Origin of the sequence: Iodobacter sp. CM08, from assembly GCF_033446605.1 — a bacterium.
Lineage (GTDB): Bacteria > Pseudomonadota > Gammaproteobacteria > Burkholderiales > Chitinibacteraceae > Iodobacter.
Genome location: NZ_JAWQUO010000009.1, coordinates 54691 through 76510 on the forward strand (window position 1 = coordinate 54691; position 21820 = coordinate 76510).

The window sequence follows — 21820 nt, forward strand, 5'->3', positions numbered from 1 at the left end:
AGAAAAATGAATTTAGAAGATCGCATTACCGAGCTGGAAATTAAGCTGGCGCTGCAAGATGAATTACTAGAAGAGTTGAATAAAATTGTCGCTACCCAGCAGCAGCAGATGGATCAGGTGGTGAATGAATTACGCTGGTTGCAGCAGCAGGAGCCAAGCGGCCCTGCGCAAAAATCATTATTTGACGAAGTACCGCCGCACTATTAATCGATTGAGCGTGGGCACAAGCGTGTGCCCACGTTTAGGACTTCAAAATTAATGCTTAAGGTATTGCGCTAAAAGCTCACCAAACAGCACACTAAACCCATCCCAAAAAATCTGTATCCCAATGCAGAGCAAAATAAATGCCGATAGGCGCAGAAAGATAATCGAGCCTGTATTACCTAAAAGCTTTAATAAACGCTCGGCATGACGATAGCAAAGATAGAGCGAATAAGACGTAATTGCCACGGCAGTTAAACTGGCCAAAGGCATAGAAAACTTCTGTAATCCTGGGCCGTTAAAACCCGCACCCAAAGCAATCGCCACCGTAATCGCCCCCGGCCCAACCGTAATAGGGAAGGTGAGCGGATAAAAAGCACGCTGACGTAGCTCTTCGTTGCTAGGGCGATGTTGATTCATCTCCACCATTTCTTCTGTCTTGTGCACATTATCGCTAGCTGACATCAGCCGCCAACCTGCGGTAGCCACTAATAGCCCCCCGCCGACTCGTACAATTGGCAAAGACACCCCAAAAAATTCTAAGACATAACTGCCAATAAACATGCTGACCAAGAGCAATACAAAACTATAAATGCCGACACGCCGCGCCAAAATCGTTCTTTCTTGCGAGTTGTAATTCGCCGTCATACTTAGAAAAATCGGTGCATGTCCTGGCGGATTTAAAATGGGCATTAACGCACCAAAAACCAACAGCATATTGCCAAAAAACAAAGTTAAGGTTTGCAACATTTGATTTAAACCTTACAAAAAAGACATGAGGAAACAGGTATTTTAAACTAAGCGATTTCACTAAAAATGAAAACATCATGAACACTAATCACATCCATCATGAGTACTAGCCAACAGCAATACGTAAAATAAAGCTCTACATGCATGCGTAGAACAAACCACCATTCAAAATAGCCTATTGATTTAATTGATTATATTTTTAAATTAAGCATAAGCAGGCTAAGCCTGCTTGGGATTACCTGACTATGCCTCTTGCTCAATCTCATTATAAATATCGTAGGGCGGGTAAAACCATGTTTATTCGGCATTGCTCGCGGGTTTCACCCGCACTACAAACTCCAAAACCAAATACTCAAGAAACCCATCTACATAGAGCCCATTGAGCAAAAGACATAATTAGGTGGGATTATGCGAGCCTTATAAGCCATACATTTTTTAAGCTCACTGCGTAATATCAGTTAATAAGCCAAACTGAATCACATAAAACAGCTCTTGCTCTGGATAAATCTCTTTAATTAAGGCTTTTAGCTCAGGCAATGCCATATTCTCTTGCGCTGCATGCAGCGGGCTTAAATCAGCCAACTTGGTTTCTGTAACCGACAATACCTCTAGACGACAAAACCAGCGGCCCTCTTCTAAAGTGCTCACATCTAAAATATCACCGGCGTGTAAATTGGCCTCGGACGTATCGCGAATCGTGATGGTTTTGCGTTCGGCCAAAATATCATCCACAAAACGCGTAAAGAAAGTCATCTTTTTCATGTAATACAGCTCTTTTTAAATATGCCGACACTGCCCGACACAGACTATGCTAAACATTAACGCCGCCGACTATGGTTAGTAAAAAAAATGATGACAAGGCTGTTCTCCGGCATTCGCCTTCGGCTTGCTGTAATTTTCTTGGCATGTTTTACCATGATGGCAACGCTTGGCGTTTATCTGCTGCAACGAAACTTACTCAGCAACTTTCTTGAAATTGAACAAGACTCCGCCATTGAAGACGTTACTAGGGTGATTTACGGCCTAAACAGCGAACTACGCTATGTAAAAATTATCATCTCAGACTGGGGAGACTGGGATGAGCTGTATCAATTCTCCCTGAATAGACAGCAAGCTTTTCACACTAAAAATCTTGGTAAAGAGCAACTCAAAACCGCTTCACTTAGCGTATTGCAAATCATCGGCCTACAAAATGAAATCATTAGTTATAGCCAACAAGGCCTAAATCCCCAACAAGCCCTCACGTTTTTTTCCCCGCAAAAAAACCATGCAGAACTCAGCACACTGCTGCTGCTGCCCGAAAAACGAGTCTGTGGTTTTTTAAAAACGAAGGCTGGCCTAATGTCTACCTGCTGGCGGGCAATTCTACACTCTGATGGGAGTGGGCCAGCCAGCGGAATCGTCATGATGGGCAGATTGATTGAAGCTCCGCACTTACAATTAATACGCGAAGGATCACAGCTGCCTTTTTCTATAGAGCCCACATCGCCTTCCACTAGCATCCGTTGGCCACTTAAAAACGTGCCGGATGGCTTTATTAGCCATGAAGTCAGTGTGCAATTTTCAGATAAAACACTGACACTGCACTACCCAGTATTTGATACCGCCCAACAACATATCTATAATATTCAGCTGATTATCCCCAGAAAAACGCTGGCCGAAGGGCGAGGAATCATTCAAAACATCTCCATCCAGCTGGTGAGCATCGCCATGCTCTGCTGTGCAATCTTGATCATTTATGTGCACTACACACTGGTTCGGCCATTAAAAACGCTACAAACAACACTCTCACAAGTCAGGGCAGAGCACAGCTGGTCTACCCTTATCAAGCAAGGTAGAGATGATGAAATAGGTCAGCTTGGGCAAGAAATTAACGGCCTACTGGAAGTCATTCATAGCCAAGTCGAACATTTAGAAAATCTCTCTTTAACCGATAGCCTCTGCAACCTAGCAAACCGCCGCTCTTTTGATTTGCGACTATGCCAAGAGCTCAATCGCTGCCAGCGGCTCAAACAACCCTTGGCTCTACTCATGATTGATATTGATTTCTTTAAGCAATATAACGATCACTATGGTCACCCAGCGGGTGATCTGGCACTGCAAACGGTTTCCAACACACTCAAGAGTGTATTTTTGCGGCTGACTGATTTACCTGCTCGAATCGGCGGAGAAGAATTTGCCGTTCTGCTGCCCAATACCGACGAAGCCGGTGCCCTACAAATTGCCCGCACGTTGCAAGCCAGCCTCAAACACTGCGCAATCCCTCATAAAGCTTCTAAAGTCAGCAATATACTAACTATCAGCATGGGCCTAGCTATCCACAGGCCACAACAAGCACAAACTGCTGCAGAACTTATTGCACACGCAGATCAGCTGCTTTATCAAGCAAAAAAGGCAGGCCGTAACCAAATCTGTACTCACTTAAATGACCCAAGCCTAGATTCAATCAGCTAGCTTATTTTTTATCTAAAAATCATTAACTTAACATTACAAAAAATAAGTATGCCTTGTAGATATTTACACAATAATGTACTTGTACTACGTAATTTACACCTATATTATTTGTAGTAATACTACATATTTTCGAGAGTTATCATGATGAACTTACTAAGCAGCCTATACAATTTATTCTTTTCTGCATCACAAAACATTGCAATCCATAGCCGGGTAAATCGGATTGCCACAGTAGATGGCTCAGAAAAAATTGATGGCTTAGTAATGAAGATAGAAGGTAATAGTGCGCGGGTTTGCTGGAGTAAGGGCGAGAAAACACAGGAAAACATTGGCAATCTAGTGGCCATTATTGATTAATGAGCAAGGCACAGCATGCCGTATGCCTACATTCTGCTCACAAAAAAGGCTGATAAAAATCAGCCTTTTTTATATTTAAGAAACCGCTTTTACCCTTCTTGCCATCCATATCGCTGCTAAGCCAAAGACGCAGCTTAAATATCCAACCCAATCAAAATTTAAGATTCGGCCATCTGCGGCCTGAGTCATGATCAAGCCAGCTAAAAGAGCCGCGAAGCCAGAGGCAAAGTTCTGTGTTGCCGAATTAAACGCCATCAAGCGCCCGCGCATTTGTGGTGCAGTTGCCCCCGTAACCATCGCCGTTGCAGGAATAAACCGGCCACTGACAAAAATAAAAAAGAGTGTTGAAAACAGCAACTGCCACGCCACAGAAAGCGAAAAGGTTTGCGTTACCAAGATCAAGGGAATAAAACTTGCCAGCACCAAGTAAGCCAAAATACGCCGTGGGCTATGCCGATCAATCAAGCCACCAATCACCGGCCTAGAAAACAAAGTTGCCACCCCGCCTAGCAAATACATATAAACCAAATCATGCGTACTTAAACCAGAATTGCTGACCATCGTTGAGGCAATGTAGGGAATCACGCAAAAACCCGATAAGGTGAGTAAAGCCGTTACCCCACACGCCCACCAGTGATTACGATCTGCAAATAGCTCTTTATACCCAGCCAACATGCCCTGTGCAGACGGCCCCTCACTCAAATGCCCTTTCACAGCGGGCAATAGGTAAAAAACACCAACCCAGATTAAAGTGCACATCACCGATAAAGCCACAAACGGCATCCGCCAATTAGAGTGCGCCGCAATAAACAAGCCCAATGGCACACCCGCCACTGCCGATAAAGAAAAGCCTAGCATCACCCAACTCATGGCCCAACCGCGCCGCTCAGGTGGGATTAAATCGCCCACGATGGCAAAGATAATCGAACCAATCACTCCGCCAAACACACCCGCTAAACATCGCGCGAGCAGGAGGCTGTAAAAGCCCGTAGCTAAAGAGCAAGCAAGCGTAGCCAGCACCAAACCCGCATAGCAAAACAATAAGGCCTGCCGCCGATCAAAACGATCCGCAAGCGATGCCGCCAATAAAGACGCCACACCAGCCGCCAAAGAATAGGCTGAAACCAACAAACCAAAACGCGCCGTATCAATATGCATTTCGTGCATTAAATCTGGGGCCAGCGGCATCAAAATCATAAAGTCGGCGATGGAGGTAAACATCACCAGCATCAAAACCAAAAGCATGGCTTGAGTGCGGCGTTCTGGGTTAAGCGATTTCAGCATGCAAAAAGTCCTGAAAAAAATAAATAAAACAGTAACTGCCATTCTAGCAGCCTGTTAAGGCTAAGACGGTTTGGCTCATTGTTCAAAATGAGTAACTGCCTAAAGAATCCCACCACTCCGCCGATAAGAGATAAAACCCCACTGAGAATTGGCCATGAATCCACTCTCCCAACTCAATAGCCGCATGGCTCCTAGCTATATGCCAAGCAGCTCGGCGGCAAACAAACCTGCGCCTACGGAGCAAGCACTACAGAGTGGTAGCGATCTTCTGGCCAAGCGTAGCCAAGAGCTAGGTAGCGCCACCACCGATCTGGCACAAAACCTAATGCAAAGCTTTGCTAAGCAACTGTTTGGTGATGCTGCCAAGGGCATGACTTTTAGCTTTGATAAAACCGAACTAAGCAGCTCCTCTAACTTTGCCGCCGCCACACAGCAAAGCGCTGAAGGCTCAGCAGCAGGATTTAGGCTAGAGGACAGCAGCCACTTTAATGGCAAAGGTAAACTCTATACTGCAGATGGCCGCCAATTTGATTTTGAAATAGACGTGCGTTACCAATCGATTGTAGAAGCCGCTTCAGCCAGCACCGCCACACAGCAAGCTAAGCAGCCAAGCACAAACCCAAACCCAAACCCAAACAATGCCTTGAGCGGAATCAATCAACAATTTGCCGGCACAGCCGAAGACTTGCTCAAGCACTTAAGTAGCAAGCCAAGCTACCAACCCTTCCAGCTTCTGCAGCAGAGTGATGATGGGCAATCGCTATTAAAATTACTGGGGGAAATGAGTATGCAATTACTTAATCTACCCGGTGGAGCAAGACACCTAGATTTATCAAATAAAGCGGCAGGACCGCGTTTTCAAGAGCAAGCTTAGCTCGGCGCACTAGCGCTCTTCTACCCTAGGCATTCCGTGCGCTACCTTGGCATGCACGTAAGCAGCGCCCCATATTATTCTACAAATAAGTAAATTGATTCTTATCCTCAGTTTAACTTAATTGAGTCAATATTAGAAATGATTCTCAATACGATAATATGGCGTACAGCTATAAAATACTAATGCCGCTGCCTACCCCCTCCCCTGCTCTGCCCACCCTTTTGCTTGGCAAGGAAAATTCTGCGCGGCTGCGAAGGCCAATCAGCATGGCCGCCCTCTGCTTATTCTGCAGATTCGCAAAAAATAATAGTTACTGAATACTCCGTTGAGGTACGGCACAAAATTTTTAATAGCTATCAAATCGAGATTCAGCAACTTACTTGGCCATATTATTTAGCCAAAGTGCAAAAAGGGGGTATTACCCAGCCACTTGAATGACCTTGTCCCACGATGGCTCATTACCAAAGCGCTCAGCCAAAAAATCTAATAAGCTGCGCAAAATAATCGGCATATGCCGGCGCGATGTATACAAGCCATAAATACCAAGCTCATCCGAATGATAATCAGCTAAAAGCTGCACTAATTCACCCGACTCTAAATAAGGTGCTGCACTAAAGGTGGGTTGATGGGCAATGCCAGCCCCTGCCAATGCAGCTTGCAAAATAACATTTGCATCATTCGCGCTAATTGCACCACTCACAGGCACCAAAAAAGCTTGGCCATCCTTAGAAAAGCGCCAACCATTTTTACCAAAAAATGCATGATTTAAGCATTGATGCCGTAATAAATCATCAGGCTGCTGCGGCATACCGTGCTCAGCAATATACGCTGGGGCTGCGCAGACGACGGAGCGACAAATACTTAATTTTCGGGCAATCAGATTAGGGTCTAGATCATTGGTGATGCGAATCGCCAAATCGATGCGCTCATCCACTAGATTAATACTTCTATCTCCTACAATCAGCTCAAGCTGCGTTTGCGGATACTTGGCGACAAACGCAGCGGCGGCGGCAGCCAAATGTGATTGTGCAAATGAATTACTACTCGCCACGCGAATCAAGCCATGCGGTGCAGCATTTTGATTCAGGGTGATTCCCTGCACATCTTCGGCCAATTCCAGCATTTTACGGCAACGTGGCAAAGCTTCTTGCCCGGCACTACTTAAGCCAACGCTACGCGTAGAGCGATGCAATAAGCGCACCCCTAGCCAGCTTTCCAACTCCGCCAAATAACGCGACACCATCGCCCGCGACATATCCAGCTTATCCGCCGCTGCCGTTAAGCTACCTTGATCCACCACCTCAATAAACACCCGCATCGCGCTTAATCTATCCATCCCCAGCCGCCCTTGAAAACTTCGATTAGATCGAATTATGCAACAAACTAGCGCCTGATTTGGGGTTTTTCTGCGCACGGTATACAACTAATCTAGCGTCCATTGCTAGACCACACTTAATACAGGAAATACACCATGTTCAAACCAGCCGCTGTTTTATCCACACTCGCACTTGCGCTTGGCGTAGCCACCACGGCTCAAGCCGCTGAAGCACCTTTGAAGCTAGAAGTTTATGCCAACCCAGATCCAAGCACCTTTGGTGTAGCGTCTACCCTGATCACAGGTAAAACAGAAGCCATTCTGATCGATGCTCAATTCACTTTGGCCGATGCGCACCGCGTGGTGGCTAATGTGTTAGCCAGCGGCAAAAAACTGACTACGGTTTACATCAGCCATGGTGACCCTGATTACTACTTTGGCTTAGAAGTCATTACCCAAGCATTTCCAGGTGTAAAAGTGGTGGCGAGCGCACCAACCATCGCGCATATCAAACAAACCCTAGCAAAGAAAATTGCTTACTGGGGCCCAATCTTAGGCACAAATGCACCTACGAAACCCCGTGTTCCTGATCAGCTATCAGGTAATACATTGACTATTGATGGCGAAAAACTAGAAGTAATGGGCTTAGATGGCGATAACGCAGAGCACAGCTTTGTCTGGATTCCATCAATCAGAACCATTGCAGGTGGCGTATCGGTATTTGGTAATTTCCACCTATGGACAGCCGATGATGCATCCGTGGCTAAGCGCGCTCAATGGCTAAAAGTGCTAGATAAGATGGAAGACCTGAAGCCTGAGGTGGTGATTCCTGGCCACTTTAAAGCCGGCACTACTTTCACCGTTGAGCACTTGCAATACAACCGTGAATACCTCAAAGCCTACGATCTTGAATTAGCCAAAGCAAAAGATTCGGCGGCACTGATTGCGGCCATGAAAAAACGCTATCCAAATGCTGGCCTTGGCATGGCACTAGAAATTGGCGCTAAAGTAAACAAAGGCGAAATGAAGTGGTAAAACCACGGCTTAATTAGTTTAAGCCATGTAAAAGGCCCAGCAGTAGCTGGGGCTTTTTGCTGAACAAGTAATATTACGCAGCATGAGGGTTTCTTATTCAGAATGGGCGCAGCAAACGGCGCCCCTACGATATTTACAGGTCTTTCGATGGCATGTAGACCGTGTTTTTATGCACTGCGTTTTATCAGCATGCAAGCTAGCTTAATGGTGTGCCAATGGGCTCACTTCTTTGGGCCGCGCTTTAATCACGGCTGAATGCACGGCATCGTCTTGCAAACCTTTCCAGAAAACATGCGCTGCCACGGCGTGGCTATGATCGTTAATTTGCTGCCAAGCCCTTACCGCGTCGCTCGCTAGCTCAAACATCACAATGGAGTGATGCACCTCCACCGCCTGTGCAACCGTGATCATTCCTGCATCACTTAGATAATCAATTAAAGCACTGCGAGATTTTGTAGTGCGCTCATCTGTTGTATCGTAGGTAAGGAATAAAACAGCATCGCTCATCGTTGAGGATGCCATACGAATAAATTCAACGCGGGACATAATACTGACATTGCCACGTGGACTCTTAATATCCATGATAAATCTCCCTAAAAAGGAACAACTCTTACTATGTTCTAGCAGATTTAAACTCCCCCACCGTGAATGAGAAATTAACCCATTCACCCCGCAAGAGATTTATGGCATTGCAGCAAGATTTATCTAAAGGTATAAGTAAGGAAACCTTTCAAAAGAGACAGTTATGGCACGCACAGCATTAATCATTAGTGGAGGCGCACCCAACGCCACCTTGCTTGCAGGCGCTTTAGAAGCCTTTCATGAGCTAGGTGTTCATGTTGATGTGATCTCTACGGCGGGGGCAGGCGGTTTACTGGGTTTAATGTATATTGCCCCGAAGAACGGTGATGTTGTAAGCACTTTGCGTAGCTTAAAAGAAATGGGTGTAGCAGACTTTATCTACCGCGCTTTTCCAGTGAATTTCAAGGTTTTTCATAAGCCTGGCCCAATGGCAGAAGCATACCGCCAAGCACTTAACACCAATCCAGTACTGCAAATGATGCAGCAATGGCCTGCAACTCATACCTTGGCACAAACGCTTAAAGATGGAGCCAGCCTTGCACTCGCTAGCGCTAGCCCAAGTAATTTAAGCAGCGATTCACTTGGCCTGTGTGCCCATATTCCCTTTGCCGACCAAATCATCGACTTTAATGCCCTGCAGCAAGCTGGCCCCGATTTTTGGATAAATGCCTATAACCTTAGCCAGCATCAAATGGAAAACTGGTCGCGCAGCCAAATAGATGTACTCCATTTACAAGCCGCTCTATCTTTCCCCTATTTATATCCACCCACTGAAATAAACGGTGATTTCTATATTGAAGGTGCAGCGATTGATTGCTTAAATTTTAAAGATTTACGCAAAAACTACCCAGAATTAGAAGAAATTATTGTTTTTGATTTATTGGGTGCAGAAAAACTGTTGCGTAAACCTAAAGACCTTTACGACGCTTGGGTGATGTCTATTATTACCCCGCTGGTAGAAATTGCCCGTGATGATATTAAATTATTTGAAGCATTACATAGTGATGGCATTACCTTACACAAGGTGCCTTTGATCGATGCCATTGCTGAAGAGCACTTACCCGATGTGTTTGATTGGTCAAGAAGCAATATGGATAGGCTTTATCAAACTGGATATGAAGCGGCTAAGCGCTATGCCAAAAAAAATCTAGAGCATTTATTTAAATAAATGACTTTATACTTTCATTACCCTGATTATGCCTCTTACTCAATAAATGCACGGATTTCACCCGCCCTACGATATTGATGATGAAGGTGAACAAGAGACATAATCAGCTTCATGATTAAAATAAGCGGCACTGCAAAGTATTTGCCTGTGCCGCTTATAACAATCAATAAAAAAATTATTAATAATCACTTATCCTCATTAAACATCAATCACTTCCCATAAAACTGACATTGCGCTTAGTCAGTTTAAGCAGGACTCTCACCCATTAATTCTATTGCCCGATGATAGATGAAGCTAAAATAAATCATCCTTTTAGCCGCTCAGAGCGTAATTAACGCAAAGACTACATACAGTTTTGTCTAGGATAAAAGTTCAGCATCATCTAGGTGTCTCACGCGATGAACTACTTAATCCGCTTTATGCGCTCACTAAGCTATCCCGCTCGATTTGCCGTAATGGGCTTAGTTATCGCCTTTGGTATTTGTTTTTTGGGCTACTCACTTTATCAAGTGACAGAAACCAATCGCGCATTTTCAGCAAAAGAGCAGCAAGGAATGGCATATATCCAGCCATGGCTTAGCTTGCAATCAAAATTACAACCTTTACGCGCCAATAAAGTAGCAGGATTAGCTAGCGACAATAGTGCGTGGATTAGTGAGTTTGAAAAAACCCTTAGTAGCGCCGAGCAATTACAGCAGGTTAAAGACTTAGGCTTTGAAGCACAGCGCAGCGCGCTCCACCAAGCATGGGATGCCTTTCGCACCGAAAATAGTAGCGATCCCAAAAGTATTGAGCAAAGCTACGCTAAATTATCCAGCAGCCTAACCCAGCATATTTCTGACGCATGCGATCAATCCAACCTTACCCTTGATCCAGATATCGATACCTATTATTTAATGGATAGCGTTTGCTTTCGCTTACCTGCTTATCAAGATTTATTAGGCGAGCATATGAGCCGTGGTGCGCTTTCGCTAAAGACTGATCTAGCCGAGCAATTAACTCGATTAATCGAGCTACGCCCACTTGCCCTGCAAAATTTTGACCTAATCACAGGTAATTTAATTCGGGTTGGTAAATACAACGACTCCATGAACAAACGCTTTGATAGCGCCGTAGCAGCAATGAGCACGCAATATAGTAAGCTGCAAGCCGAATTAAGCCCAAAAACATTAGAAAACCATCCAACAGAAACTTTACCCGCTTTATTAAAAGAGCAAGATCAAGGCAGTAAAGCGCAACTCGAGCTAAACGAAAAACTAATTGCCTCACTCAATACGCTTTTGCAAGTGCGAGTAGATGGCCTTACCGAGCAGCGTAATCGCTATGTAGGCGCTGCCATTGTAGCGCTGATCTTAACCACTTTATTGGGCTGGGCATTTTATCGTGCGCTCAGTATGCAGCTTGGCAGCGATCCCAATACCGTGGTCACCCTTGTAAAGTTAATTGCCGAAGGCAATTTGGCAGTACCGATTCCCGCATCCGCAGATGGCAGTTTGTTGCAAGCTATTGATAGCATGCAACATGATTTACGCAGCATGGTGGCAGAAACCCAAATTGCCACCACCTTGCTAGGTGATATCGCCATTGAATACGCCAAAACCGTAGCAAGCATCGCAGATATGGCCATAAGGCAAAGTGATGCAACACAAATGGTCTCAAGCTCTGTAGAGCAACTTTCTACCAGCATTGCAGAAAGTGCATCTTACGCTGAACGTGCACTCACATTAGGCGCGGAATCAGAAGAGCAGGCTATCCAAAGCGTTACAGAGGTCAACTCTGCCTTTGGACAAATGAAAAATATCGCCAGCAGCATCAATACGGCCTCAGAAAGCATTAACCATCTCAGCCAAGAATCTTCCAGAATCTCCTCATTAGTAGGGGTGATTAGAGAAATTGCCGATCAGACTAATTTACTCGCCCTCAATGCGGCCATTGAGGCGGCAAGGGCAGGAGAACAAGGCCGCGGCTTTGCCGTGGTTGCCGATGAAGTTAGAAAACTAGCCGAGCGTACATCAAGCTCCTCCGCAGAAATTGTGGGTGTATTAAGTAAAGTACAACACTCCACCCAAGATGCGGTGAGCTGCATGAATCTAAGCGTCAATGAGGTAGAAAGAAACAGCAATATGGCGCAAACAGTTAGCTCTTCAGTTAATGCAATGCGCGAAAAAATGGGCGGAGTAGTCGGCGAATTGCGAGCCATTAGCAGCACCTTGGCGGAGCAAAGAGTCGCCAGCGAACATGTGGCTCTGCACGTTGAAGCAATTGCCAGAGAAGCCGATGGCAGCCGTGCCTATACAGAGAAAGGCTTGCAAGCCTCTGAAGAGCTACAGAATGTAGCGTCTAGGCTGCATGAAAGCGTCAGCAAGCTAAAGATTTAAGCACGCCAAGCAACCTGTTTAAGTGGCTTTACGCTGGAACACCCACACACCCGCTTTTAGCTCTGGTGGCAGCACAAGCTTGCTAAGTGTGAGTGCTTCCTGCCAATCAAAGGCTATTTGCGCCTCGTAATCCGCCCAGTTTCCAGTGATAAAACGTGAATGGCTGCCGATCACAATATATGTCTCTACACCCTGCTTGCGAAAAATCTGCTTTTCAAACCGATTGCCCGAGGGCGGCCATGAGCAAATCACCACCTGTGGATTAATACGAGCGATCGCCGCCGTGGCATCCAAGCACTGCACCGATTCTGGATATTGCAGCACTTTTCCCCAGCTAAAATCATCGCTAGCCGTAATATCCACCCCCGCATCGCTTAAAAACCGGCTTAGCGTGCCATCGCCAGCCGCAATTTCTACGCAACGACGTTGGCCAATGATTGTTGCTAATTCAGCAATCAGCTCTTGGCTATAAAAGCAGTAAATACCACGCTTTTCCACCAGCGGCATCAATAGCCGTTTTTGCCATAACAGCGGCCAAATAAACTTAAAAGATCGCATCGAAACGGGTTTTCTAACTAAATCGTGCTGAAACAATAATTTTTGCGCCAACACTCCATTAAAAAAATTAAATCTTACCTTGCCAGTGTGCACGCCGGTTGCGGCAGAAAATGCATATTGGCGCAGCGCCAGCTCATTCATCCGCTGACGAATTTGCACACGCACAAAATCAGCAAAAGCACGGCCATTTCTCTCCCCTGATAAAAACCGCGCATCTGGCTTGACCCGCTTTGATGCTTTCTGCACCAGCTGCTTCAGCTCTACAGGATCACGCCGTGCAAATACAGCGGTTAACTCATCTCTAACCAGCAGCCAATCCTCTGGAAAGGCCTCACTTAAGGCCTTTAAGCCTGGGCCTTTTTGTAGCCACTGCCACTGCTGCTCGGGGGTTTTAGGGCTCAAGAATAGACTCCAAATCATTTATCTCAACGGCAGGCATCATCCACTATTCTGACATCAGTTTTACGTCGGCCCATAAAAAAATGCAAACTGGCGAACCAGTTTGCATCAAAGGAGAGAACTACAACCCAGCCGAAGCTGGGGTACAACTTACTTACCGCCGAGGGTTTCCAATACTTCCCACTTACCGCCTTTCACTTTATAGACAGTAAGACTACCGTCTTGCAAATCGCCTTTATCATCAAAGCTAATATTGCTAGATGTCACACCGCTATGCTTAATTTTAGCCAGCACCGGTAGATATTTAGCAGGGCTAGCCGAGCCAGCAGACTGCATTGCCGCCAGCATCAGGCGGGTAGAGTCGTAGCCATATGGGGTGTAGATTTCTAACTCGCCATATTTAGCTTTATAACGCGCAGCAAAGTCTTTACCACCTGGCATCGCATCCAAAGGCTGGCCAGCCAATGCAGCAATCGTGCCTTCTGCATCTGGGCCTGCAAGTTTTAAGAAGGTATCTGAGCGGGTCATTTCGCCGGAAACAATCGGCACATTAATGGCTAAGCGTTTCTTTTGGCGTGCCATAGGGCCGGATTGTGCATCGGTGCCACCATAGAAAATCACATCAGGCTTTGCGCCTTTGATTGAGGTGAGAATCGAGGTGAAGTCGGTTTCTTTATCGCTAGTGAATTCGCGTTTAACGATTTCAGCGCCCGCAGCCTTAGCCGCTTTTTCAAACTCATCAGCCAAGCCTTGGCCGTAAGCGGAGCGATCATCGATAATGGCGATTTTTTTGGCGCCTAGCTTTTCTACCGTGTATTTACCAATCACCGAGCCAAGCTGTGAATCAGAAGTGAGCGAGCGGAATGTGGTTTTAAAACCTTGAGCGGTATAGGCAGGCGCAGTTGCCATGGCAATTTGTGGCAGGCCAGCATCAGAATAAATCTTGGAGGCAGGAATCGCACAACCCGAATTAAAGTGGCCGATAATCCCAGCTACTTTTGCATCAACAAATTTCTCGGCCACTTGGGTGGCGGTTTTTGGATCGGCCATATCGTCTTCGGCCACCAGCTCAAATTTAACCGGCTTACCATCCAGAGTAGGTTTGCTTTCGTTTACGTCATCAATCGCCAGCTGTACGCCGTTTTGGTAGCCCTTACCATAATGAGCTTGTGGCCCAGTTAGGGGAGCCGCAAAACCGATTTTTACCACGGATGAATCAGCCACAGCAGCAGCCGGAGCAGAGGCAGGTGCTGCAGTATTAGTTTCTGTTTTTTGCCCACAAGCGGTAAGCGCTAAAGCGAGAGCTGCAGATAATACAGCCGATTTTTGAACAAATTGCATAAACAAGACCCCTCGAATGTGTTTATGCAATGTGGGCGTGTTCAATTTTTACAGCAATCGGGGGTTTCCTGAACAGGGTTTCGATTCAGTCAATAAGTTAACGTCAGTAGCATGTAATCGCAGCTTATAACGCCGTTAAAAACAGCTTAATACGTAGCGATTTGCAGCTAACCATGCACTTTTTTACCAAAGACACAAACCACCAATCAGCTACAGTAGTTGACTTAATTGCTCAATACTTGGTGCAAAAAATGCACCTCCTGTCACGGCTCTTGTGAAATTCAACATATGATCGACTCTTCCATCCGAAGTGGGTGCAATCATTCGAGTGAGCATTTTTTCAAATACCCGTGGCGTTTTACAGTAAGCAATAAAATAGAGCCCTTTATCCCCTCCAGGCTGACCATAAGGCATGGAGTGGCGTAGTAGCGCTAATTCTTCGCCATCTTCTTCAATAATCACACGGCTAATATGTGCTGTATGCGGGCGATCTTCGTCAGGCAGCTCTTCGTTGCTTTCCTTGGTTCTACCTATTACCGTTTCTTGCTGGCGAACCGGCAGTTGTTGCCATTGGTCCATACGATGTACATAGCGCTGCAGATGAATATAGCTTCCCCCTTCCCAATCCTGATCACAGGAATCAACCAAGGCCACTTCTGCTCGCTCATCATCCTGCGGGTTTTCTGTGCCATCCACAAAACCGGTTAAATCACGGCCATCCCGATAGCGAAAACCGTGCACGGTTTCTATAGGCTCCAGCCACTCCGCCATATCCGCCGTGATCAAATCGGCTAGCTCATACAGTAAATCAAAGCGCTCTCCACGTAGATGCAGTAGCACATCCGCATCAGAGCTAGGGGCAGGATGAATGGCGCCAGAAATAAAAGGAAATTGGCGCAGCTCTGCGGGCTTTTTGCTGTAAAGCTCAGGCCAAACTTTAGGACTAAATGCAATCACACCCAAAGCCAAGCTATCTTCTTTTTGTAAACGCGCAATACGCTCAGGAAAACTGGCGAGTAACGCTTTAAGCCGTGTATCCGCGCGCCTACCCAGTCTGCGCCGTAGTAATACAAATAGGGCGTGGCCATTAGCCGCCGGCAATATTCCGCTTTGTGGGGTCATGCAGAGAATCCTTAAGCAATCAATAGATAAAACAAGATCTTCTTTAAATTAGAGCAAATGCTGACTCAACAGATTACACGAGCGACTTGCCTTGGGCAAAGCGCCAGATCTCTGGCAACCAAGGTTCAAAATCCACAAATCCATGATTGCCACCTTCAATAATTGTTTGACGACAACCTGAATAAAAATTTACTCCGGCCTGATAATCTAAAACTTCATCACCCGTTTGTGTCAGCAACCAATAGCGCTCAAACTTTGAGGGCCGCCGCTCAAAAGCTTGCAATTGCTCAGAAAAACAGGGATCTATCATATGAATCTCACCGGTTTGATAATTTTTCTGCGGCCCTAAATACTCATTAATTCTTTGATAAGGATGCACCGCAGGATTAATCAAAACAACACGGCAGCCAAAGGTTTCTGCCGCCCAAGTGGCAAAAAAGCCACCGAGCGAGCTGCCCACAACACAAATATCTTCATGCGCCAGCTTAAAAAACAAGCCATGTAATAAAACGCCAGCTTCATTAGGGTGCATAGGTAGTTGCGGGCAATGAAAATAATGCTGCAATCCCTGTTGCTCCATCCACGCGGCCATATCTTGCGCTTTTTGCGACAAGGGGCTGGATAAGAAGCCATGTAGATAAATAATGTGTGGGTGATGAATAAGCATGGTGCTAGGCTCTATTGAGATTTGTTTTCCGGCTATACCGGTACAGTTATTCATATAAATCAAAGCGTTATAATTAATTTATGCTGAACTAATATAAACAAAAAACAACGCAGAACCACACAGATTAAACCCGCAACAAGGTAGAACCTTGGGTCTTGCGTAGCGCTAAGTCTTGGTGGGCCTTAGCCGCGTCTTTTAGAGCATAACTCTGGCCAATTTCAGGCTTAATAAAACCACGACTGACAGCATGGAAATAATCCGCAGCGGTTGCCATCAGCTCAGCCCTAGTCAAGGTGTAATGTCCCAGTGTAGGACGTGTAAAGAAAAGCGAACCTTTTTGTGCCAAAATTGCGGGCTCAAATGCCGGAACCGGGCCAGATGCGTTGCCAAAACTCACCAGCATGCCGCGTGGCGCTAAGCAATCTAGCGAGCCTGCAAATGTATCCGCGCCTACTCCGTCATACACCACCGCCACACCTTTGCCAGCAGTAATTTCACGCACCCGCTCTACAAAATCACTGGTTTTATAATTAATCACATGATCGCAATATTGGCTGGCAATCGCGGCCTTTTCATCACTACCCACCGTACCAATCACAATAGCACCTAGCTCGCGGGCCCATTGGCAGGCTATTTGCCCAACACCACCGGCGGCGGCATGAAATAAAATAGTTTGCCCAATGTGTACTGGGAAAGTACGTTTCAGCAAATATTGCGCCGTCATTCCCCGCAATAAAGTACCCGCAGCAATTTCATCGCTAATTTTTGCGGGTACCAATACCAGTTTATCCGCAGGCAGCACGCGGTAAGAGGCATAAGCACCCACTGCGCCACCCGCATAAGCCACTCTATCCCCAAGCTTAAACTCTGTAACACCCTCACCTAGCGCCTCAACCACACCGCAAGCTTCTACGCCCAAGCCTGAAGGCATCGTTTGCGGATACAAACCCGAGCGATGATAGGTATCAATATAATTCACGCCGATCGCAGTTTGGCGCAATAACACCTCACCCGCCTGCGGCTCTGCCAAAGTATGCATTTCAAGCTGCATTACACTGCTATCACCATGGCTATGGATACGAATCGTCTGAGTTTGCATCATTATTTCCCTTATATAACGCCAGAAGCTGACAAAACTATCCAGCTAGTAGAAAAAAAACAAAAGATAACAATATAACTATTGCAAGCTTGCTGCACCGGAATTAATAGTAGCAAGTGAATAGCAAACTAATGCCACGGTTTCGCGTGGTAAAATTGCCGACTTTGCAGCCGCATTACTTAGACATCCAAGGTATAAGCCCATGACCCGCCCCCTGAGTCTTCATTCCCAATTACATCATCAACTCACCCAGCGCATTCTGATTTTGGATGGCGGCATGGGTACGATGATTCAGGCTTACGATCTGCAAGAAGCAGATTACCGTGGAGCGCGCTTTGCTGACTGGGCTTGCGATGTAAAAGGCAATAACGATTTACTGGTGCTAAGCCAGCCACACATTATCGAAGAAATTCATCAGGCTTACCTTGATGCGGGTGCGGATATTCTCGAGACCAATACCTTTAACGGCACCTCGATCGCCATGGCCGATTACGAGATGGAAAGCTTGGTCTGGGAGCTAAACTTTGCTGCAGCCAAGCTGGTTAAAGAACTATGCGTGGCCCAAACCGCCAAAACACCCCATAAACCGCGCTACTGTGCTGGGGTATTAGGCCCCACCAACCGCACTTGCTCGATCAGCCCCGATGTAAACGACCCCGGCTATCGTAATGTGACCTTTGATGCGCTGGTTGAAAGCTATTTAGAAGCGATTGACGGCCTAGTGAAAGGCGGCGCGGATATTCTGCTGGTTGAAACGATTTTCGACACGCTAAATGCTAAAGCCGCGGTATTCGCGATTAAGCAGTATTTCCGCAGAAATAATATTGCCAAAGAAGATCAGCTGCCGGTGATGGTTTCCGGCACGATTACCGACCAATCTGGCCGCACCTTAACCGGCCAGACCACCGAAGCGTTTTACAACAGCCTGCACCACGCAGACGCCATCAGCTACGGGCTGAATTGTGCGCTGGGGCCAGATTTGCTACGTCAGTATGTAGAAGAAATGAGCCGTATTTCTGACAGCTTTGTTTCGGTACACGCCAATGCAGGCTTGCCTAATGCCTTTGGCGGCTACGACTTAGACCCTGAGATGATGGCCGAGTCGATCAAAGAGTGGGCGGCATCGGGCCTGATCAATATCGTTGGTGGCTGTTGCGGCACCACGCCAGCCCATATTGCCGCCATGTACCAAGTAGTAAAAGACATCGCACCGCGCGCCCTGCCTAAGATTGAGGCCAAATGCCGCCTCTCTGGCCTAGAGCCCTTTAATATTGGGGATGAAGATTTATTTGTGAATGTGGGTGAGCGCACCAACGTCACCGGCTCCAAAGCCTTTGCGCGGCTGATTTTAAATGGCGATTATCCACAGGCGCTGGTCGTCGCCCGTCAGCAGGTAGAAAACGGCGCGCAAGTGATCGACATCAATATGGACGAGGGCATGTTGGATGCCCATAAGGCCATGGTCACCTTTCTGAACTTAATCGCTGCCGAGCCAGATATCTCACGCGTACCGATTATGATCGACTCATCTAAATGGGATGTGATCGAGGCGGGTCTAAAGTGCGTGCAGGGCAAGTGCATTGTGAATTCGATCTCGATGAAAGAAGGCGTAGAAGCCTTTAAACACCACGCTCGCTTAGTCAAAGACTACGGTGCAGCGGTGATCGTGATGGCTTTTGATGAAGTAGGTCAGGCCGATACTTACGCCCGCAAGATCGAAATCTGTGAAAAGAGCTACCGCATTCTGGTCGATGAAGTGGGCATGGATTCGGCCGATATTATTTTCGACCCCAATATCTTTGCCGTGGCCACAGGGATTGAAGAGCACGCCCGCTACGGCCTCGACTTTATCGAAGCCACCGGCTGGATTCACCAAAATCTACCACACGCCAAGGTGAGCGGCGGCGTATCGAATGTCTCGTTCTCTTTCCGAGGCAATAATAAGGTGCGCGAAGCCATCCACGCCGTTTTCCTCTATCACGCCATTAAAAAAGGCATGACGATGGGGATTGTGAACGCGGGTGCGCTAGAAGTTTACGAAGAAGTGCCACGCGAATTACGTGATTTAATCGAAGACGTGGTACTGATGTTGCCCGCTGGCACCAGCGCCGGAGCGCCACTCACCGAGGGCAATCTGGACGTTACTGAACGCCTGATCGAAATTGCCGAGCGCTTTAAAGGCGACGCAAATCAAGCCAAGGGTGAGGATTTAAGCTGGCGCAATGGCACGCTGCAAGAGCGCATTACCCACGCGCTGGTACGCGGCAATACCACTTTTATTCTGGAAGACGCCGAAGAAGCGCGGCTCGCCGTAGAGCGCCCTATCCATGTGATCGAAGGCGTGCTCATGAACGGCATGAACCACGTAGGCGATTTATTTGGTTCCGGCCAGATGTTTCTGCCGCAGGTGGTGAAATCCGCCCGCGTGATGAAGGCCGCCGTGGCCCACCTAGAGCCGTTTATTGAGGCAGAAAAAATCGCCATGGGCCTGCAAGACGCGCCCGCCAAGGGCAATATCGTGATGGCAACGGTGAAAGGCGATGTACACGATATCGGCAAGAATATTGTGGGCGTGGTACTGCGCTGCAATAACTACAAGGTGACCGACCTTGGCGTGATGGTACCGGCACAAAAGATTCTGGACACCGCCAAAGAAATCGGCGCAGATATGATTGGCCTATCCGGCCTGATTACCCCAAGCCTAGAAGAAATGAGCCATGTGGCCAAAGAAATGCAGCGCCAAGGCTTTGATATTCCGCTGCTGATTGGCGGAGCCACCACCTCAAAAGTACACACCGCGGTCAAGATTGAGCCGGGCTACGCCAATGGCCCCGTGGTGTATGTGCCGGACGCCAGCCGCGCGGTAGGCGTATGCTCCAATCTATTAAGCGACGAGCTAAAGCCCGCCTTTATGCAAAAGTTGCGCGCCGAATACCAGAATATCCGCACCATTCATGAGAACAAAGGCAAGAGCAAGCTACTACCGATTGCCACCGCCCGCGCCAATAAATTTGAAATAGACTGGGCAAGCTACACCCCGCCCAAGCCTAAGCAGCTGGGCGTGCTGCGCTTTGAAAAAGTGCCTCTACGTGATATCGCCCCCTATATCGACTGGAGCCCGTTCTTTAATGCATGGGAGCTGGCCGGTAAATATCCACGCATTCTGACTGACGAAGTGGTTGGCGAGGCCGCTACGGCCCTATTTGCCGACGCCCAAGTGCTGTTGGCGCAAATGATAGAAGGCGAGTGGGTGCAAGCCAATGGCGTAATCGGCTTGTTCCCCGCCCATAGCGTGGAGGACGATATTGAAATCTATCACCCAGAAAATGGCGAGCGGCTGATGACTTGGCATAATCTACGCCAGCAAAACGCCAAAGCGGCTGGTAAGCCTAACTGGTGCTTAGCTGACTTTATCGCCCCTAAAGACAGCGGTGTGGTTGACTATATCGGCGCATTTGCCGTCACCGGTGGGCTGAATATCGACCAACATGTAGCGCGTTTCGAGCTCGCGAGCGACGATTACAACGCCATCATGGTAAAAGCCTTGGCTGACCGTTTTGCCGAAGGCTTTGCCGAATATATGCACGAGAAAATCCGCAAGGAGCTATGGGGCTATGTGCCGGATGAAAACCTGCATGTGGATGATTTAACCGATGAAAAATACCAAGGCATCCGCCCCGCCCCCGGCTACCCCGCCTGCCCAGATCACACGCCCAAAACCGGCTTATTTAATTTGATCGACCCAGCCACCATCGGCATGAGCCTCACCGAGGGCTACGCCATGCTGCCTACCGCTGCGGTAAGCGGCTTCTACTTTAGCCACCCACAAGCACAATACTTTGCCGTGGGTAAAATCGAGAAGGATCAGGTAGAAAGCTACGCAACACGCCGCGGGGTAACAATCGAGCAAGCCGAGCGCGATTTAGCGCCTAATCTGGGATATAACGCCTGATTTTGTGGGTGGATAATTTACTCAAAACAAACCCAAGTCTTGAACCACGGAGGGCACAGAGAACGCGGAGTTTCACGGAGGAAAACTATGCGTGAGTTATGTTACCTTTTGGGTTTTGAGTGCTGTAAAGCCCAGCAATTAAGATTCATATCGCAGTTAGTGGCACGGGGCTTAAATCTCCCCTTGAAACACGCAAGCTCCGAACAAGCGGGGCGGGGGATCGCTTGGCAGCGAGGCAGCGAGCCAATCCCGCCCGCCGCCGACTCGATTGTCCGCAGCGCAGG

18 protein-coding genes are annotated in these 21820 nt (G+C 47.4%); 8 read left to right on the forward strand and 10 right to left on the reverse strand.

Annotated features, from left to right (window positions below):
- The first annotated feature begins 6 nt into the window (after positions 1 to 6).
- Positions 7 to 207, forward strand: a complete 201-nt coding sequence (locus R6242_RS06555) for a SlyX family protein (protein ID WP_293931509.1) — start codon at positions 7 to 9, stop codon at positions 205 to 207.
- A 48-nt stretch (positions 208 to 255) separates the two neighbouring features.
- Here the strand turns inward: R6242_RS06555 and R6242_RS06560 are convergent, their stop codons facing one another.
- On the reverse strand, positions 256 to 951 hold the full coding sequence (locus R6242_RS06560) for a MarC family protein (RefSeq protein WP_318425297.1): 696 nt from the start codon (positions 949 to 951) through the stop codon (positions 256 to 258).
- Positions 952 to 1392: 441 nt separating this feature from the next.
- Entirely contained in the window at positions 1393 to 1713 is a 321-nt protein-coding gene (gene yqfB, locus R6242_RS06565; protein WP_318425299.1) for a N(4)-acetylcytidine aminohydrolase, read from the reverse strand.
- A 153-nt stretch (positions 1714 to 1866) separates the two neighbouring features.
- Here yqfB and R6242_RS06570 point away from each other — a divergent pair, with 153 nt between their 5' ends.
- Both R6242_RS06570 and R6242_RS06575 read left to right on the forward strand, forming a co-directional pair.
- Positions 1867 to 3405: a diguanylate cyclase domain-containing protein gene (locus R6242_RS06570; RefSeq protein WP_318425302.1), complete on the forward strand. Its 1539-nt coding sequence runs from the start codon at positions 1867 to 1869 to the stop codon at positions 3403 to 3405.
- A gap of 141 nt (positions 3406 to 3546) precedes the next feature.
- On the forward strand, positions 3547 to 3762 hold the full coding sequence (locus tag R6242_RS06575; protein ID WP_318425305.1) for a hypothetical protein: 216 nt from the start codon (positions 3547 to 3549) through the stop codon (positions 3760 to 3762).
- Between the two features lie 75 nt (positions 3763 to 3837).
- Here the strand turns inward: R6242_RS06575 and R6242_RS06580 are convergent, their stop codons facing one another.
- A complete protein-coding gene (locus R6242_RS06580) occupies positions 3838 to 5046 on the reverse strand; it encodes an MFS transporter (protein ID WP_318425307.1) in 1209 nt (402 codons plus the stop codon).
- A 154-nt stretch (positions 5047 to 5200) separates the two neighbouring features.
- Here R6242_RS06580 and R6242_RS06585 point away from each other — a divergent pair, with 154 nt between their 5' ends.
- Positions 5201 to 5920 carry a hypothetical protein gene (locus tag R6242_RS06585; protein WP_318425311.1) on the forward strand — a complete coding sequence of 240 codons (720 nt, stop codon included), beginning with the start codon at positions 5201 to 5203 and terminating at the stop codon, positions 5918 to 5920.
- 418 nt (positions 5921 to 6338) lie between these two features.
- Here the strand turns inward: R6242_RS06585 and R6242_RS06590 are convergent, their stop codons facing one another.
- A complete protein-coding gene (locus R6242_RS06590; RefSeq protein ID WP_318425313.1) occupies positions 6339 to 7256 on the reverse strand; it encodes a LysR family transcriptional regulator in 918 nt (305 codons plus the stop codon).
- Positions 7257 to 7391: 135 nt separating this feature from the next.
- Here R6242_RS06590 and R6242_RS06595 point away from each other — a divergent pair, with 135 nt between their 5' ends.
- Entirely contained in the window at positions 7392 to 8270 is an 879-nt protein-coding gene (locus R6242_RS06595; RefSeq protein ID WP_318425316.1) for an MBL fold metallo-hydrolase, read from the forward strand.
- A 201-nt stretch (positions 8271 to 8471) separates the two neighbouring features.
- Here the strand turns inward: R6242_RS06595 and R6242_RS06600 are convergent, their stop codons facing one another.
- On the reverse strand, positions 8472 to 8852 hold the full coding sequence (locus R6242_RS06600; protein WP_318425319.1) for a hypothetical protein: 381 nt from the start codon (positions 8850 to 8852) through the stop codon (positions 8472 to 8474).
- A 163-nt stretch (positions 8853 to 9015) separates the two neighbouring features.
- Here R6242_RS06600 and R6242_RS06605 point away from each other — a divergent pair, with 163 nt between their 5' ends.
- Entirely contained in the window at positions 9016 to 10020 is a 1005-nt protein-coding gene (locus R6242_RS06605) for a patatin-like phospholipase family protein (RefSeq protein ID WP_318425321.1), read from the forward strand.
- Between the two features lie 398 nt (positions 10021 to 10418).
- Positions 10419 to 12398 carry a methyl-accepting chemotaxis protein gene (locus R6242_RS06610; protein WP_318425323.1) on the forward strand — a complete coding sequence of 660 codons (1980 nt, stop codon included), beginning with the start codon at positions 10419 to 10421 and terminating at the stop codon, positions 12396 to 12398.
- Positions 12399 to 12416: 18 nt separating this feature from the next.
- Here R6242_RS06610 and R6242_RS06615 read toward each other — a convergent pair whose 3' ends face one another.
- From R6242_RS06615 to R6242_RS06635, 5 genes are all read right to left on the reverse strand, one after another.
- Positions 12417 to 13358 carry a hypothetical protein gene (locus R6242_RS06615; RefSeq protein ID WP_318425326.1) on the reverse strand — a complete coding sequence of 314 codons (942 nt, stop codon included), beginning with the start codon at positions 13356 to 13358 and terminating at the stop codon, positions 12417 to 12419.
- Positions 13359 to 13505: 147 nt separating this feature from the next.
- Complete coding sequence (locus R6242_RS06620; RefSeq protein WP_318425327.1) at positions 13506 to 14696, reverse strand: branched-chain amino acid ABC transporter substrate-binding protein; 1191 nt, start codon at positions 14694 to 14696, stop codon at positions 13506 to 13508.
- 210 nt (positions 14697 to 14906) lie between these two features.
- Complete coding sequence (locus R6242_RS06625; protein WP_293931469.1) at positions 14907 to 15818, reverse strand: Dyp-type peroxidase; 912 nt, start codon at positions 15816 to 15818, stop codon at positions 14907 to 14909.
- A 73-nt stretch (positions 15819 to 15891) separates the two neighbouring features.
- Entirely contained in the window at positions 15892 to 16485 is a 594-nt protein-coding gene (locus R6242_RS06630; protein ID WP_318425331.1) for a YqiA/YcfP family alpha/beta fold hydrolase, read from the reverse strand.
- Positions 16486 to 16609: 124 nt separating this feature from the next.
- Positions 16610 to 17587: a quinone oxidoreductase gene (locus tag R6242_RS06635; RefSeq protein WP_318425333.1), complete on the reverse strand. Its 978-nt coding sequence runs from the start codon at positions 17585 to 17587 to the stop codon at positions 16610 to 16612.
- 199 nt (positions 17588 to 17786) lie between these two features.
- Here R6242_RS06635 and metH point away from each other — a divergent pair, with 199 nt between their 5' ends.
- A complete protein-coding gene (gene metH / locus R6242_RS06640; protein WP_318425336.1) occupies positions 17787 to 21536 on the forward strand; it encodes a methionine synthase in 3750 nt (1249 codons plus the stop codon).
- Positions 21537 to 21820 lie beyond the last annotated feature (284 nt).